A 15,533-nucleotide genomic window follows, 5' to 3' on the forward strand; every position below is an offset into this window, starting at 1 on the left:
GGCGAAGAGCTGTGAGCGAGTACCCCACTTAGATCGTGGAGCACTCGTTCACATCACAGGTTACATAGAGATTGCCGAAATTCGGGCCTTTTCTGCAGCCATTTTGAAGCTCGCGATCTGGTCGAAGCTGAGGTACTTGTAGATGTCACCGGACATTTTCTCGATCACTTCAGCGTAATGCATGTACTCGTCCAGGCTTGGCAGCTTGCCAAGGATCGCAGCGACGGACGCCAGCTCAGCAGATGCCAGGTAGACGTTTGCACCGTCGCCCAAGCGGTTAGGGAAGTTACGCGTCGAGGTCGACACCACGGTGGAATTCGATGCCACTCGAGCCTGATTGCCCATACAAAGCGAGCAGCCTGGAATCTCAGTACGCGCCCCAACCCGTTTGAAGACGCCATAGAATCCTTCCTGCATCAATTGATGCTGATCCATTTTAGTCGGCGGCGACAGCCAAAGCCGTGTCGGAATCGAACCCACAACCCTATCCAGAAGCCTGCCGGCCGCCCGGAAGTGACCAATGTTAGTCATGCACGAGCCGATGAACACCTCGTCGATCTTGTCACCGAAGACGTCAGACAAAAGCCTCGCATCGTCAGGGTCGTTCGGAGCACAAAGGATGGGCTCACGAATCTCGTTCAGATTGATCTCGAGGACAGCGGCGTATTCAGCGTCGGCGTCAGCTGTCATGAGAGAAGGTGCACGCAGCCACTCCTCCATCGCCTTGGCACGGCGCTCCAGTGAACGGGCATCACCGTAACCCTCGGTGATCATCCAGCGCAGCAGCGTGATGTTCGAGTTCAGGTACTCAGCAATCGCTTTCTCAGGGAGCTTAATCGTGCAGCCGGCAGCAGAGCGCTCGGCGGAGGCGTCCGAGAGCTCGAATGCTTGCTCGACGGTCAGGTGATCGAGGCCTTCGATCTCCAAGATGCGTCCGGAGAAAACGTTTTTCTTACCCTTCTTCTCGACAGTCAGCAGGCCTTCCTTAATTGCGTAGTAAGGAATGGCATGGACGAGGTCACGCAGGGTAATCCCAGGTTGAAGCTTGCCAGAGAAGCGCACCAGAACGGACTCCGGCATGTCGAGAGGCATCACACCGGTAGCCGCCGCAAAGGCTACGAGGCCGGAGCCTGCCGGGAACGAAATGCCCAGGGGGAAGCGGGTATGCGAGTCACCGCCCGTGCCCACAGTGTCGGGCAGGAGCATCCGGTTCAACCAGCTGTGGATGATCCCGTCACCAGGCTGAAGCGAGACGCCGCCTCGGTTCTTCATGAAATCTGGAAGCATGTGATGAGTCACCACATCCACAGGCTTGGGATACGCAGCGGTATGGCAGAAGGACTGCATTACCAAGTCTGCTGAGAAGCCCAGGCAGGCCAGATCTTTCAGCTCGTCACGTGTCATAGGGCCAGTCGTATCCTGCGACCCGACCGTCGTCATCTTGGGCTCGCAGTAAGTACCTGGACGGATGCCTGCAACACCGCAAGCGCGTCCCACCATTTTCTGAGCGAGCGAGAAGCCCTTCCCGGTATCAACCGGTTGCTCCGGCTTGTGGAACAGAGTCGATGGTTCCAGGCCAAGCTCGGCGCGCGCCTTCTCAGTCAAACCACGACCGATAATCAGCGGAATGCGGCCACCTGCACGAACCTCATCCAGCAAGACGGGTGTCTTAAGCCTGAACGTTGCCAGCACATCATCGGAGCCTTGTGGACAGACTTTACCCGCCAGCGGGTACACGTCGATGACGTCGCCCATGTTGAGGCCCGAGACGTCGAACTCAATCGGCAGCGCCCCGGCGTCTTCCATGGTGTTGTAGAAGATTGGCGCGATTTTGTTGCCGAAGCAGAAGCCGCCTGCCCGCTTGTTCGGCACGTAGGGGATGTCATCGCCAAAGAACCATAGCACCGAGTTTGTGGCCGACTTTCGGGACGATCCCGTACCTACCACATCCCCCACACAAGCAACCGGGTAGCCTTTGGCTCGAATGCTCTCAATTTGCTGGAGCGGGCCAACCTCGCCTGGCACTTCGGGCTCGATCCCATCTCGGCTCATCTTGAGCATCGCGCGAGCATGCAACGGGATATCAGGTCGCGACCAAGCATCTGGGGCCGGTGACAGGTCATCGGTGTTGGTTTCACCGGGCACCTTGAATACCGTAAGCGTGTACTTCTCAGCGATGGGTTGGCGCTTGGTGAACCACTCGCCCTCTGCCCAGGATCGGAGCACATCCATTGCGTATGGATGGCCTGACTTTGCTCGATCAGCGACGTCATGAAATGCGTCAAACATGAGCAAGGTGTGCTTCAGCTGTGCGGCAGCGGCCTCTGCGAGCTCATCATCATCCAGCAGCTCGACGAGCGTTTCGATGTTGTAACCCCCTTGCATCGTGCCCAAGAGCTCAACGGCTCGCTTTGGCTCGATGAGTGGCGAGTGCGCACTCCCCTTAGCGATAGCAGAGAGGAAGCCCGCTTTAACGTAGGCTGCCTCATCGACTCCTGGCGGCACCCGATGGGTGATCAGATCCAAGAGCTGTTGCTCTTGGCCTGCAGGTGGAGACTTCAGCAACTCCACCAAGCCCGACGTTTGCTCCGGGGTCAAGGCAAGGGGCGGCAGACCATCAACAGCTCGTTCACGCACATGGTTCAGGTATTGTTCTAACACGGTTGTGATTCCTGATTTGGGTCGCAAGGCATCGAACGTCTACCGGCAAGCACACTCGCCGGGACGCTCATTTCGGGCATTACCAAGTCTTAGGGACGCAGACGACGCCCTCCATGAGGACTCTTGCGCTACGGCTCATCACCGCGCGAGTGACTCTCCACTCCCCGTCTACATGCTCAACGCTCGCCCCGACGCGAAGCGTTCCCGAGGGATGACCGAAGCAAACCGATTCCCTCTGCCCGCCCCCGGCTGCGGTATTGACGAGCGTTCCAGGCACCGCAGCAGCCGTGCCGATAGCAACTGCAGCAGTTCCCATCATGGCGTGGTGCAACTTGCCCATGGACAGAGCGCGAACCAGCAGATCCACATCACCGGGAGTTACAGACTTTCCACTGCTCGATGTATAGGCTTGCGGTTTGCTGACAAAGGCCACTTTCGGCGTATGCTGCCGGGCAACGGCTTGATCGAGCGACGTAATCAACCCCATCCGCAAAGCGCCATGGGCCCGAATGGACTCAAATCGCTTGAGTATCTCGGCATCCCCGTTGATGTCGTCCTGCAGCTCAGTGCCTTTGAAACCAATGCTCTCTGCATCTACGAAAATCGTCGGAATTCCCGCGTCGATCATGGTGGCCTGTATGACACCGATCCCCGGAACATCGAGATCATCAACAACCTTTCCTGTTGGGAACATTGCTCCGCCCTCGCCCTCCTCTCCAGCAGCAGGGTCTAGAAATGCGAGCGAAATTTCTGCGGCAGGGAACGTCACCCCATCCAGCTCAAAGTCCCCCAACTCTTGCACTTCGCCGTTCCTGATCGGTATCTCGGCGATGATGGTTTTGCCGATATTCGCCTGCCAAATCCGGACAGTTGCCATTCCATTTTCAGGCAGGCGCTCGAACGGCATAAGGCCTTTGGCAATGGCGAATGCACCCACCGCTGCGGACAGGTTTCCGCAGTTCCCAGACCAGTCCACAAAAGGACGATCGATTGAGACCTGCCCAAACAGGTAATCAATGTCGTGACCAGGCCGACGGCTCGGGCTCACGATCACCGTCTTGCTCGTACTCGACGTGGCACCGCCCATGCCATCGATCTGCTTACCGTAAGGATCTGGGCTACCGATGACACGCATCAGAAGGGCGTCTCGTTCACGCCCTGGCTGCTGGGCTTCAGGGGGCAAATCATCCAAGGAGAAGAACACGCCCTTGCTGGTACCCCCACGCATATAGGTAGCCGGGATTCGCAACTGTGCTTGAAAACTCATGATTGCTTACTCCAATTACTACGCTGAAGCGGCTTCAAGGAAGTCATCAGCGAACCGCTGCAGCACACCGCCTGCCTCGTAGATCGACACTTCTTCGGCGGTATCCAGACGGCACGTCACGGGTACCTCGAGGCACTCGCCATTGCGACGGCGAACCACCAATGTCAGTGTGGCCCGGGGCGTCCTCTCGCCAACAACGTCATAGAGCTCGGTGCCGTCGATGCCGAGGGTTTTGCGGGTGGTGCCTGGAAGGAACTCGAGCGGCAGCACACCCATGCCGATGAGGTTGGTGCGGTGGATCCGCTCGAAGCCTTCCGCGACAATTGCTTCCACTCCAGCCAACCTCACGCCCTTGGCCGCCCAGTCGCGGGAGGAGCCCTGACCGTAGTCAGCACCGGCAACGATGATCAGTGGCTGCTTGCGATCCATGTAAGTCTCAATCGCTTCCCACATGCGCATGACCTTTCCTTCCGGCTCGACACGAGCCAACGAGCCCTGCTTGACCTGGCCATCGACCACAGCCATTTCGTTGATCAGCTTGGGGTTGGCAAACGTAGCGCGCTGAGCTGTGAGGTGATCGCCACGGTGGGTGGCGTAAGAGTTGAAGTCCTCTTCCGGCAGGCCCATCTTGGCCAGGTACTCGCCTGCTGCGCTGTTCGCCATGATGGCGTTCGACGGAGAGAGGTGGTCTGTCGTGATGTTGTCTGGCAACACCGCCAGGGGACGCATGCCTCGAAGAGTGCGTTCGCCGGCCAAAGCCCCCTCCCAGTAGGGTGGACGACGAATGTAGGTACTTTGCGGGCGCCATTCGTAAAGCGGGGCCACTGTCGGCCCACGATCATCCTCAATGGCGAACATCGGAATGTAGACCTTGCGGAACTGATCTGGCTTCACCGCTGCCGCCACCACAGCGTCGACTTCAGAGTCGTCCGGCCAGATGTCCTTCAGCCTGATTTCGCGCCCGTCTACCACGCCCAGGACATCATTCTCGATGTCGAAGCGGATAGTGCCTGCTATGGCGTAGGCCACAACCAATGGAGGCGAGGCAAGGAAAGCCTGCTTGGCATACGGATGGATCCGACCATCGAAGTTGCGGTTACCCGAGAGGACTGCTGTAGCGTACAGGTCACGATCAATGATTTCCTGCTGGATGACGGGATCGAGAGCTCCGGACATGCCATTGCAGGTAGTGCATGCGAAGGCAACAATCCCGAAGCCCAACTCCTCCAGTTCCGAAGACAGGCCTGCCTCTTCGAGGTACAGCGCTACGGTCTTGGAACCAGGTGCCAGCGATGATTTGACCCACGGCTTCCTAGTCAGCCCCAGGCGGTTGGCGTTACGTGCAAGCAGGCCAGCTGCAATGACGTTGCGGGGGTTACTCGTGTTCGTGCAGCTCGTGATGGCGGCGATAATGACGGCCCCATCTGGAAGCTGGCCGGGGGTTTCAGTCCAGTCGCCAGCAATGCCTTTGCTCTTCAGATCGGCAGTAGCCACACGTGCATGCGGATTCGACGGGCCGGCCATATTGCGACCTACCTTCGACAGATCGAAGGTCAGGACACGCTCGTATTCAGCGTCAGCAAGATCATCAGCCCAAATTCCTGCGGCCTTGGCGTAGGTCTCCACCAAACGCACCTGGTCATCCTCCCGCCCCGTCAGACGCAGGTAGGACAGGGTTTGCTCATCGATGGAGAACATCGCCGCAGTCGCCCCGTATTCCGGAGCCATGTTCGAGATGGTGGCGCGGTCACCAATGGTCAGCGATCTTGCACCTTCACCGTAGAACTCAAGGTAGGCACCGACCACCTTCTCCTTACGCAAGAACTCGGTGAGCGCAAGGACGATGTCAGTCGCAGTGATCCCTGGGTTGTGCCGGCCCTGGAGCTCGACCCCAACGATATTGGGTAGTCGCATCCAAGAGGCGCGGCCCAGCATCACGTTCTCAGCCTCGAGGCCACCGACACCCACGGCGATGACCCCGAGAGCATCGACATGCGGGGTGTGGCTATCAGTGCCGACGAGCGTGTCCGGGAACGCCACGCCCTCTTTTACCTGGATAACTGGCGACATCTTCTCCAGGTTGATCTGGTGCATGATCCCGTTGCCAGGCGGAATCACATCGACGTTCTTGAAGGACTTCTTCGTCCACTCGATGAAGTGGAAGCGGTCTTCGTTTCGGCGGTCTTCGATCGCGCGATTCTTGACGAATGCGTCCGGATCGTAGCCACCACACTCAACGGCAAGCGAGTGGTCAACGATCAGTTGAGTCGGCACCACAGGGTTGACCTTGGAAGGATCGCCGCCGCGAGCAGCGATCGCATCGCGCAGGCCTGCGAGGTCTACCAATGCTGTTTGGCCCAAGATGTCGTGGCATACGACACGAGCCGGGAACCAAGGAAAATCCAGGTCGCGCTTGCGGTAGATGAGCTGCTCCAGCGATGACGTCAGCGTGGACGGATCACAGCGGCGCACAAGGTTCTCGGCATGGATACGGGAGGTGTAAGGCAGGCCAGCCCATGCTCCCGGTTCGATGGCCTCAACAGCCTCACGGGCATCGAAGTAGTCGAGGCGAGTACCTGGCAATTGCTTCCGATAATTGTTGTTCATAGGCGGGCTCACGGATTGCAGTGGCAAGCCGCCGTGAAGCGGCTCGCGGATATAGTCAGCGTTGATTGATTGCTACGAACGGACGCTCAGCGTGCCCGGTGTACTCGGCGCTAGGACGAATGATTCGGTTGTTGGCACGCTGCTCGAAGACATGCGCAGCCCAACCAGTCAGGCGGGAGCACACGAAGATCGGAGTGAACAGCTCGGTTGGAATACCCATGAAGCGGTAGGCGGATGCATGGTAGAAGTCCGCATTCGGGAACAATTTCTTCTGCTCCCACATGACGCGGTCAATGGCCTCAGAGACAGGGAAAATCACGGTGTCCCTGCTCTCTTCCGCCAGCCGCTTCGACCATTCCTTGATGATCTCATTGCGAGGATCGGAGTCGCGGTAGATGGCATGGCCGAAGCCCATGATCTTCTCTTTGCGCTCAAGCATGTCCAAGGTGCCGCGAGTAGCCTCGTCTGCACTCGAGAACTTCTCGATCATCGCCATGGCAGCCTCGTTCGCCCCGCCGTGCAGCGGGCCGCGCAAGGAACCGATCGCACCGGTGATGCAGGAATACATGTCCGGCAGCGTGGAAGCGCACACCCGACCAGTGAAGGTCGAAGCGTTGAACTCGTGCTCAGCGTAAAGGATCAGCGAGACATCCATGACCTGGCGGTGCAGGTCGCTCGGCGCTTTGCCATGCAGCAGTTCGAGGAAATGCCCTGCTACGCCGGGCTGTTCACTCACGGTGTTGATCCGCACACCTTGATGTGCAAATCGGTACCAGTAGCACATGATTGCCGGGAAGGTGGCGAGCAGGCGATCGGTAACATCATGCTGCTGATCAAAGCTCAATTCTGGCTCAAGGTTGCCCAGGAACGAGGCGCCAGTACGCATAACATCCATCGGATGAGCATTGGCCGGGATCCGCTCAAGCACTTCCTTCAATGCTTGCGGCAGCTCCCGCAGCCCCTTCAGCTTGGTGCGGTACTGATCCAGTTGAAGCTGAGTGGGGAGCTCACCGTAGAGCAGCAAGTAAGCAACTTCTTCAAACACCGCTCCTCGCGCCAGCTCGCGAACGTCATACCCGCGATAGGTCAGACCAGCTCCAGTCTGGCCAACGGTGGACAGCGCAGTTTGACCAGCGACCTGCCCGCGCAGACCCGCTCCGCCCAAATTTTTTGCTTCGGCCATTTTCGTACTCCAGTTCTTGAACGTGATGTCTGGGAACAGGCCGTTAAGCCCGGCTACGTGCAAAGAGTTCGTCGAGCTTCTGCTCGAAGTCGTGATAACCGATGGATGCGTACAGCTCCATACGGGTCTGCATGGTGTCCACGACGTGCTTCTGAGTGCCGTTTTGGCGGAGGGATTGGTAAACGTTTTCTGCCGCTTTGTTCATAGCTCGGAAGGCCGAGAGCGGGTACAGCACCATCGACACATCGACGGACGCCAACTCATCGGTCGTGAATAGCGGAGTCGAACCGAACTCGGTGATGTTGGCCAGGATGGGCGCCCCCACGCGGTCGGCAAATTGCTTGTACATGGAGAGTTCGGTGATGGCCTCTGGGAACACCATGTCAGCACCGGCTTCGACACAGGCCGCAGCCCTGTCCAGAGCCGACTCAAGGCCCTCGACTGCAAGTGCGTCAGTGCGAGCCATGATCACGAAACTATCGTCCGTGCGGGCATCTGCAGCCGCTTTGATCCGGTCGATCATTTCGCGCTGGCTGACAATTTCCTTGTTGGGCCGATGACCGCAGCGCTTGGCACCAACCTGGTCTTCGATATGGATTGCGCCGGCGCCGAACTTGATCATCGATTTGACGGTGCGAGCGATGTTGAAGGCTGAAGAACCGAAGCCAGTGTCTACGTCTACCAACAGTGGTACGTCGCAAACGTCGGTGATGCGCCTTACATCAGTGAGTACATCATCCAGGCTGCTGATACCCAGATCAGGGATACCGAGCGACCCTGCGGCCACGCCACCACCGGAAAGGTAAATGGCTCGGAAGCCCGCACGCTTGGCCAGCAGCGCGTGATTGGCGTTGATAGCGCCTACGATCTGCAGTGGATGTTCTTGAGCAACGGCCTCACGGAAACGCTTACCAGCAGAAATTGCAGTCATACCTACCTCCATTATTTTTGTTGAGCGGTGTTCAGTAACTGGAATTCGATGTTGCGGCGCGAAGCACCGATGTGACGGCGCATCAGAAGATCGGCTAACTCACCATCCCGATCGGAGATTGCGTCTAGGATTCGGTGGTGCTCCGCGAAGGCGTGATGCGGGCGACTTGGTGTCGCTGAAAACTGGATGCGGTACATCCGGAAGAGCTGGTAAAGCTCATTGCAGAGCATGCGAGTAAGAGTCTGGTTTTTGCTGCCCTGGATGATCTTGTAATGAAAGTCATCATCCCCTTCCTGCTGGTAATACCCAGTACCTGCTTGAAAGGCGGCATCCTTCTCATGGGCATCCAACACATACCGAAGCTGATCAACCTCTGACTGGCTCATGCGCTCAGCGGCATGACGACAGGCCAGGCCCTCCAGGGCTTCTCTGATCTGATAGAGCTCAACCAACTCTTCAAGTGTCAGCGACACAACCCTGGCACCCACATGGGGCACACGAAGCAAAAGCCGCTGGCCTTCCAGTCTGTGAATTGCCTCGCGCAATGGCCCCCGGCTTACTCCGTAGACCCGCGCCAGCTCAGGCTCAGAAATCTTGCTGCCGGGTGCGATGTCACCTTTGACGATGGCTGACTGAATCAGCCTGAAGACCTGCTCGGACATCGTCTCTGGTTCGCCGCCAGAAGAAGCACTGAATGCTCGTTCCATAGTGTCGACACCTGCCACCGGCTGACCCCAATTGGCCGCGCCTTATTGAGATCTACACTACCAGATTGTTGACACATTGAAAGATGCGAACATCACCTAGATTTCACCACAGGGCAACAACGCACCACTTAACGATGAGGAATTCTCTATTAAATCCTTTATTTTCATGTATTTATGACAAACAGGCCGAGCTGCGGCTGCGCCATATGCAGATGTATTGTGCACGGAGTGAAGCAACAAAACTTCAGTGATCCCTGTAATTGTCGACAAAACACCATTCAAGCCCATAAATGCAAACTGCCGGCATTAGCCGGCAGTTTGGTTTGAAGCGAGGTTTATGCTCGTTTGGGGTTGGCTGGCTTGGAATTCAGAACAGCATCGAGCAACCTGTCGGACAGGAGCGAGAATGCCACCGCAATTCCCCCCCACATCAGCGCCTGGACACCCATGGACGCAAGCCTGAAATCCCATAGCAGATCAGCAGGGAAATGATCAGGTACTTCACTGAACGATGGGAAAGAACCGCCAACTGCCGCCATGATGATTGCGTAACTGAGCACCCCTGCCGCAATCGAGCGACCATGCCTCATCGACCCAGAAAGCCTCCGAGTGACGTTCACGGCAATCAGAGCAGCAACCACTGAAACGAGGATCATCATGAAGAACAGCTCCGTGCGCTCCTGGAATGTCTCTGGATTTCCGATAGCGGGTGGATTGGGGGGATACTTGAGAGCTGGCACCAGGTAGATGATCACAAAGGCTGACAAAGCAAGCAGCACCGGAAGCATCTTGGGATTTGCTTTGCCTAATCGCCCCATGCAGAACGCGTAGGCCAGGGCAAAAATTCCACCCATAGCGATGCTGTAGGTCACGATAGCAACAAAGAGCCCTAGCGTTTTCTGAACCTCTCGGCTAACCCCTTCATCAGCAGGCGCAGCATGTTCATGAGTATGCTCAACACCATGCGAGTGTGGAGCTGCTTCTTCAAGAGCGATGGCACGGTCAATAAGGGGTTCACCGACAACCATGGCGAAACCGAATCCGAGAAGGCCAGCGAGCAGGCCCGCCAACATTCCGCGATAGAGCAGACGACCAGTCATTGCTTAACCCCTCCTAGTGGCAAGGGAAGCCAAGCGAATGCCGGCCATCGTGCACGAACTCATGGATGTCCGTGCCGGCGAACATCGACACGGCGCCCTGCTCAGCGCCAACGAAATACAAGGCGAGAAGCAGGATCAAACCGGCAAAGATCGCCCATGGCATGACGTCACGCAGAGGAATTGCAGGAACAGAGATTTCGTTATTGGAAATGGCACTCACGGTCATGGCAGCCTCCAGCTAAGCATGTGGGATGGGTACGCTGTCCAGAATCACCTAAGCCCGTCACCACCGCTTGGCTGCCACTGCCAATCTGTTGGACTAAAACTGCCAACAGCTTCAGACGCACAGAGCGGTGCCAAGCACCGCTGGAGTGGCTAGATCCGCGCCACAACTTTACCTGGGGTTACACCAAACTCTTTGCGGAACACACGACAGAAGTGCGACACGTCACTGAAGCCGCTTTGATAGGCGGCCTGTGTAACAAGCTTCACCTGCCCTGTCTCCAGCAAATCGTAGCTGCGCTTCAGACGAGCGAGCCAGAGCTGCTGCATGGGTGTTGACTGGTGCTTAGCGAACGCTCGGAACAAAGTACGCTCGGACACATGCATCGCAGAAGAGATCGACTCCATGCTGAGCGTCTCGTCTTCAATGTTGGCTTGGAGATAGGCCATGGTTTTGAGGTAAAGCGAATCAGCGTGCGAGGGAGAAAAATCGTCACCCGCCTGTAGGTCAATTGCTACCGACAAGGTTTCGAGGAACGCTGTAGCTAAGCGGGCCAGGGATGAGCTATCCGAACCCCCAGGCAGGCAAAGTGAGGCTTTCATCAGCCCGCCAAGTACGCTGGCCATACCATTGTGATTGCCGATTTTCATACCAACAATGCGTTCGGCTCGATTAGTTCGAGCTGTCAGCGCTCCGCGCGGCATCCTCATAAGTAACAACGACTTCGCTGAAACCTCTTGAATAAAGGGTGTAGCAGCGTCATACAGAGCGATCTCGCCGGAATTCAGAGTAATATTGTTGCCATTCTGCTCCAGCCGAACACACCCATCCTCAACGAAGTACGCGACTAAATCATCACCTGGACTATAACGGACGTTATTAGCAGTCCTATGCCAGCAATGCTCGCTCGCATCATACTGCCCGACTAACAGCCCACCCAAACTGTGACCTTTAAGCTCACCGACAAAGCCATTACTCTTAGGCTTCCAACTTTCCGCGGGAATGAAATGCGTGCAAATGGCGTGATGCCAATATTCAAAACGCTTGGGTGTATCCACTAAGGACGTTGCGTAAAGAAATTGCCCGCTGGATATCTTCGAATCTCCTAGGGGAGCATGCAATAGCTCAACGCCACCAGAAACTGAATTAGCCATTTTCCAATCCTCTCGAAAGCTTACGCCCGGCTGAGCCAGTCGTGTTCATCACCCCTTTCAGGTAGCAAAATCGAGGCCAAGTGCATGTCCTTACGCCGCATCCCCATCTCATCTCAGCAGCAATCGGCCATACGAAGAAAAAAACCTGATTAATCAATAAAATGGCGCACAAAACTGGTTCGAAGCGCACCAGATGAGAGCAGTTAAACAATCTACCATTCAAAAAAAGGGGAGAGATAGCCAAGCTATCTGCTCCCCTTAAAGGTACTGCATGAATGAATGTTTACCAAGGAAACAATTGTTACCGCCCACAGGGTGACAACTGACCCAGGAGTTAACTATTAGGCGCTTCAGAAAACCTCATCGCGCTCGTGATGTTCAAACTCGTGTTCGCGCTGGCAGATTGCTTCAGCATCGAGCGTTTGGGTTTGAGTAAGGCAAACTTCAAGCGCCTCCAGCCAGCACAAATAATACTCGGTCAATCCGTTTTGATTGTTCCGCTTAATAGCACTGGCTAACTCAGCCCGGAATTTGTCCCAGGTGAAAAGTCCTTGCTGAGAAAGGCTGACGGCCATACCGAACGCACGGCTCTGCCAAGGGGAGTCAAAAACGAGCTCGCCGTTTTCTCGAGGCATGGACTCAGCACCCGACATGGCACTGATCTGAAGATTCACAGCGTCGCTTGGCGAGGCAGCCTGGCAACTGATGTTTGGCTCGACGGACATGGATTATTTCCTCACTACCGATGGGAGCACAGTGACACCAACCATGGAGTCGCGAGTAATGAGAGCTGCCAACTCACTCTCGGTCATACCATCGGAGCCTACAGGTCGCTGAGGCATGATGAAGTAGCGTACCTCGACGTTGCTATCCAGGACTTTCACTTCCTTCGACTCAGGAACCACGGTACCAAACTCGGCCAGGACAGAGCGCGGCTCACGCACCACCCGGGAACGGTAAGGCGCATCTTTGTACCACCGTGGGGGCAGGCCCAATACAGGCCAGGGGTAGCAAGAACACAGGGTGCAGACGATTACATGATGAACCTCATCAGTATTCTCGACCGCAACCAGGTTCTCGCCTTCCATGCCGCTGATACCGAGCTCAGCCACAGCCTTGGTCGCATTGGCCAGGAGGCGCTTCTTGTACTCCGGATCAAGCCAAGCCTTAGCGATGGCTTTAGCACCGTTCATTGGCCCGATGTCCTGGGTGTACATGGAGACGATGCTGTCGACTACATCACCTTGGAGAATTCCTTTTTCCTTCAGCAAAGACTCCAGTGCTTTCGCCCTGACCTCCCCCTCCGAGAGGTCATGCTGATGATGCTTGTGCTCGGACATAGCTGTTCCTCAATTCTTGCTTATTGTTCTGTGACTGGATCCATGTAGCACTCATAGAGATCTATGGTGATGGAGGTATTAGGCTCTGCACTGTCACCCCAGATCTCACTGCCCTCGAAGCGAACCGCATAAGTTGGTTGAGCGTGCTCACCTCGCCGGTGAGCGACCGTGTCGGCCAGCGGATAGGTACCACTGTAGGAAAGGATCACCCCGACCTTGCCCCAAAGATATCGTGGAAGGCGGGTGTGGCCTGGGACAGCCAAGGTACGAGCGCGAACTTTGGAGCCGACGGCAAACGACTGAGGTTGATCAGGGCGACGAGCTTCCAGGCCTACATAGGCGATCTTTCGGGCCCCGGCGATCAGCTTGTCTACAACCTGTTGATCCAAGGTTCCGGCGTACTCTGGGAATTTCGTCTGACCGGACAGAATTGCCTGCTTTCTCTGCTCCAGCTCTTCCCGAGTTACATGGCCATCACGGACGCAAAGCTCTTCAATCGCTTCGAGCCAGTGCACGTAATATGGCGTCTTGAGATAGTCCGCTGGAGGCATGCGCTCGATGATGTGACGGAACTCGTCAAGTGCCCAGGTTCCCACGGTGCCCGAGACCAAAAGCAACGCGAAGGTCAAACCCTCCCAGTGCTCATGAAAGACCTCGTCATCGCGAGTATTGATAGGGCCAAGGTGATGCAAGCCGCCTATATCATGAATCCCAATCATTTTTCCCCCCCGTCAGGCTACTGTTGGTTTTATGGCCAGACCGCCTACATCAGCCGCCCCCTCGCCAGAGGAGTGAGTCGATGGCGGCTTGGATAATTGCCGACATCGAGAGGCAGGCTCTACAGATGAGGATAGGCTTGGGTGTGGAGCGTGTCTTGGTTGAGAGCGACAGGCTGCTTAGTCCAAAACTGTCATTCTCCTACCAAGGTCTACTCTGCGTGCCAAATCTGAATAGGCCTTTCGGGCGTTTCCCGACAGATAAAAAACGGCCCGGAGGGTGAGCTCCGGGCCAAAGGGTGACATTCGATGTGAGATGTACGGCGAATCAGGCGATGGCTTTCTGAGGAACAGCCTTCTCAGCAGCTTCTTTCAGGCCCAGCACCAGGGAGGTAGCGTCCATGTCGCCGCCGCCATTCTCGATGTGTTTCTTGAGCAGAGCGTGCGCAGCTTCGGCGGTGGCGATGGTCGCACCAACTTCGCGGCCCGCGTCCATGGCCAGGGTCAGATCCTTGGCAAGCAGCCAGGTCTTGAAGCCAGCCTTGTAGCCCTTCGAGGCAGGAGCACTCGCGACAACGTCTTTGCCCGGGTTCCAGACACGGAAAGTCCAGTTGTCGGCGGTGGAGCGAATGGCGATTTCGAAGAACTCTTTCAGGTTCAGGCCCAGACGCTCAGCCAGTGCGGTGGCTTCGCAGTTCACGGCCACGCACACACCCATGATCAGGTTGTTCACGACCTTGGCAGCCTGGCCAGCTTCTGGGCCACCGGCGTGAGCAACGTACTCCCCCATCGGGCTCAGCAGCTCTTTAACGCGAGCAACGTGCGGATCTTCACAGCCGATCATGAAGGTCAGGGTTGCGTCGATGGCGCCTTCCGTGCCGCCCGAGACCGGGGCTTCGGCGAAGATGCGACCAGCTTTCTTGGCGGAAGCGTGCAGCGAGCGAGCATTCTCGATACCGATGGTGGAGCAGTCGATGACCACGGTGTTCGGGTCGATGCTGGCGAAGACGCCATTCGGGCCGGCCAGGACTTCTTTAACTTCGGTACCGGTTGGCAGCATGGTGAAGACAGCTTCTACACCTTTGCAGGCTTCAGCGACGGTCGAACAGATCTGAACACCGTTCTGGGCGGCGCGCTCACAGGCAGCCGGGTCGATGTCCACGCCTTTTACGGCATAGCCAGCGTTCATCATGTGTTTGGACATCGGGTTGCCCATGAAGCCGAGGCCGATCCAAGCGATAGTCTTCATTTTTGTTCTCCATTGCTCTACGAGGGGTTGTACCAACTAACTTGCAACATCTGAATAATCAAGCAACTTTCATGAGGCAGCTGATAGCACCTATCAATACTTAGCGCTGATCAATCGATTTCAGATAGGGATTAACACTGATTTCGCTCCAGACATCGTTCAGAGCGAACGGGTCATTGTGCTGGAACTCGACGGCTTGCTCGAGCGTTTCCGCTTCAACAACAAGCATGCTGCCGATTTTCTTGTCGCTATCCACCGAAGTGTAAGGCCCAGCGATCAAGATCTTGATGGGGGCGCTTTTCAAATAAGCGCGGTGCGCATCATAGAATTCATCGCGCCTAGTGGGAGTAGACGGATTATCCTTGCAGTAGATGACGTATAGCATGCTGCACCTA

General features: G+C 56.5%; 14 protein-coding genes. All 14 read right to left on the reverse strand.

The window, feature by feature from the left end; genetic code table 11:
* Positions 1 to 60: 60 nt before the first annotated feature.
* The 14 genes from acnB to ACIPW4_RS03600 all read right to left on the reverse strand — a co-directional run bounded on the left by acnB (position 61) and on the right by ACIPW4_RS03600 (position 15,523).
* A complete protein-coding gene (gene acnB / locus ACIPW4_RS03535; protein ID WP_400654827.1) occupies positions 61 to 2,661 on the reverse strand; it encodes a bifunctional aconitate hydratase 2/2-methylisocitrate dehydratase in 2,601 nt (866 codons plus the stop codon).
* A 79-nt stretch (positions 2,662 to 2,740) separates the two neighbouring features.
* A complete protein-coding gene (gene prpF / locus ACIPW4_RS03540; protein ID WP_400654829.1) occupies positions 2,741 to 3,928 on the reverse strand; it encodes a 2-methylaconitate cis-trans isomerase PrpF in 1,188 nt (395 codons plus the stop codon).
* Between the two features lie 18 nt (positions 3,929 to 3,946).
* Positions 3,947 to 6,535, reverse strand: coding sequence for a Fe/S-dependent 2-methylisocitrate dehydratase AcnD (gene acnD / locus ACIPW4_RS03545; RefSeq protein ID WP_400654830.1), 2,589 nt, complete (start codon positions 6,533 to 6,535; stop codon positions 3,947 to 3,949).
* Between the two features lie 55 nt (positions 6,536 to 6,590).
* Positions 6,591 to 7,718 (reverse strand): 2-methylcitrate synthase, encoded by a 1,128-nt coding sequence (gene prpC / locus ACIPW4_RS03550; RefSeq protein WP_400654832.1) that lies wholly within the window; start codon positions 7,716 to 7,718, stop codon positions 6,591 to 6,593.
* Between the two features lie 43 nt (positions 7,719 to 7,761).
* The gene (prpB, locus tag ACIPW4_RS03555; protein WP_400654834.1) at positions 7,762 to 8,649 is read right to left on the reverse strand and encodes a methylisocitrate lyase; all 888 of its coding nucleotides are present in this window, start codon (positions 8,647 to 8,649) and stop codon (positions 7,762 to 7,764) included.
* 11 nt (positions 8,650 to 8,660) lie between these two features.
* Entirely contained in the window at positions 8,661 to 9,356 is a 696-nt protein-coding gene (locus tag ACIPW4_RS03560; RefSeq protein WP_400654836.1) for a GntR family transcriptional regulator, read from the reverse strand.
* 335 nt (positions 9,357 to 9,691) lie between these two features.
* Positions 9,692 to 10,456 carry a CbtA family protein gene (locus ACIPW4_RS03565; protein ID WP_400654837.1) on the reverse strand — a complete coding sequence of 255 codons (765 nt, stop codon included), beginning with the start codon at positions 10,454 to 10,456 and terminating at the stop codon, positions 9,692 to 9,694.
* Between the two features lie 13 nt (positions 10,457 to 10,469).
* Positions 10,470 to 10,682, reverse strand: a complete 213-nt coding sequence (locus ACIPW4_RS03570; RefSeq protein WP_179052638.1) for a CbtB domain-containing protein — start codon at positions 10,680 to 10,682, stop codon at positions 10,470 to 10,472.
* A gap of 149 nt (positions 10,683 to 10,831) precedes the next feature.
* The gene (locus ACIPW4_RS03575) at positions 10,832 to 11,833 is read right to left on the reverse strand and encodes a helix-turn-helix domain-containing protein (RefSeq protein WP_400654839.1); all 1,002 of its coding nucleotides are present in this window, start codon (positions 11,831 to 11,833) and stop codon (positions 10,832 to 10,834) included.
* 350 nt (positions 11,834 to 12,183) lie between these two features.
* Positions 12,184 to 12,558 carry a nitrile hydratase accessory protein gene (locus ACIPW4_RS03580; RefSeq protein WP_400654841.1) on the reverse strand — a complete coding sequence of 125 codons (375 nt, stop codon included), beginning with the start codon at positions 12,556 to 12,558 and terminating at the stop codon, positions 12,184 to 12,186.
* Positions 12,559 to 12,561: 3 nt separating this feature from the next.
* Positions 12,562 to 13,173, reverse strand: a complete 612-nt coding sequence (gene nthA / locus ACIPW4_RS03585; RefSeq protein ID WP_400654844.1) for a nitrile hydratase subunit alpha — start codon at positions 13,171 to 13,173, stop codon at positions 12,562 to 12,564.
* A gap of 20 nt (positions 13,174 to 13,193) precedes the next feature.
* A complete protein-coding gene (gene nthB, locus ACIPW4_RS03590) occupies positions 13,194 to 13,892 on the reverse strand; it encodes a nitrile hydratase subunit beta (RefSeq protein WP_400654845.1) in 699 nt (232 codons plus the stop codon).
* A 325-nt stretch (positions 13,893 to 14,217) separates the two neighbouring features.
* Positions 14,218 to 15,138, reverse strand: coding sequence for an NAD(P)-dependent oxidoreductase (locus ACIPW4_RS03595; RefSeq protein WP_400654847.1), 921 nt, complete (start codon positions 15,136 to 15,138; stop codon positions 14,218 to 14,220).
* Between the two features lie 100 nt (positions 15,139 to 15,238).
* Positions 15,239 to 15,523, reverse strand: a complete 285-nt coding sequence (locus ACIPW4_RS03600; RefSeq protein ID WP_400654848.1) for a YciI family protein — start codon at positions 15,521 to 15,523, stop codon at positions 15,239 to 15,241.
* Positions 15,524 to 15,533 lie beyond the last annotated feature (10 nt).

The sequence above is a fragment of the Pseudomonas sp. NPDC089996 genome (genome assembly GCF_044748405.1).
Classification (GTDB): domain Bacteria; phylum Pseudomonadota; class Gammaproteobacteria; order Pseudomonadales; family Pseudomonadaceae; genus Aquipseudomonas.

Coding starts and splice junctions, on each gene's coding strand:
- ACIPW4_RS03600 (WP_400654848.1), bottom strand. CDS start 15,523: ATGCTATACGTCATCTACTGCAAGGATAATCCGTCTACTCCCACTAGG.
- ACIPW4_RS03580 (WP_400654841.1), bottom strand. CDS start 12,558: ATGTCCGTCGAGCCAAACATCAGTTGCCAGGCTGCCTCGCCAAGCGAC.
- nthA (WP_400654844.1), bottom strand. CDS start 13,173: ATGTCCGAGCACAAGCATCATCAGCATGACCTCTCGGAGGGGGAGGTC.
- ACIPW4_RS03570 (WP_179052638.1), bottom strand. CDS start 10,682: ATGACCGTGAGTGCCATTTCCAATAACGAAATCTCTGTTCCTGCAATT.
- prpB (WP_400654834.1), bottom strand. CDS start 8,649: ATGACTGCAATTTCTGCTGGTAAGCGTTTCCGTGAGGCCGTTGCTCAA.
- ACIPW4_RS03595 (WP_400654847.1), bottom strand. CDS start 15,138: ATGAAGACTATCGCTTGGATCGGCCTCGGCTTCATGGGCAACCCGATG.
- ACIPW4_RS03560 (WP_400654836.1), bottom strand. CDS start 9,356: ATGGAACGAGCATTCAGTGCTTCTTCTGGCGGCGAACCAGAGACGATG.
- ACIPW4_RS03565 (WP_400654837.1), bottom strand. CDS start 10,456: ATGACTGGTCGTCTGCTCTATCGCGGAATGTTGGCGGGCCTGCTCGCT.
- prpF (WP_400654829.1), bottom strand. CDS start 3,928: ATGAGTTTTCAAGCACAGTTGCGAATCCCGGCTACCTATATGCGTGGG.
- nthB (WP_400654845.1), bottom strand. CDS start 13,892: ATGATTGGGATTCATGATATAGGCGGCTTGCATCACCTTGGCCCTATC.
- prpC (WP_400654832.1), bottom strand. CDS start 7,718: ATGGCCGAAGCAAAAAATTTGGGCGGAGCGGGTCTGCGCGGGCAGGTC.
- acnD (WP_400654830.1), bottom strand. CDS start 6,535: ATGAACAACAATTATCGGAAGCAATTGCCAGGTACTCGCCTCGACTAC.
- ACIPW4_RS03575 (WP_400654839.1), bottom strand. CDS start 11,833: ATGGCTAATTCAGTTTCTGGTGGCGTTGAGCTATTGCATGCTCCCCTA.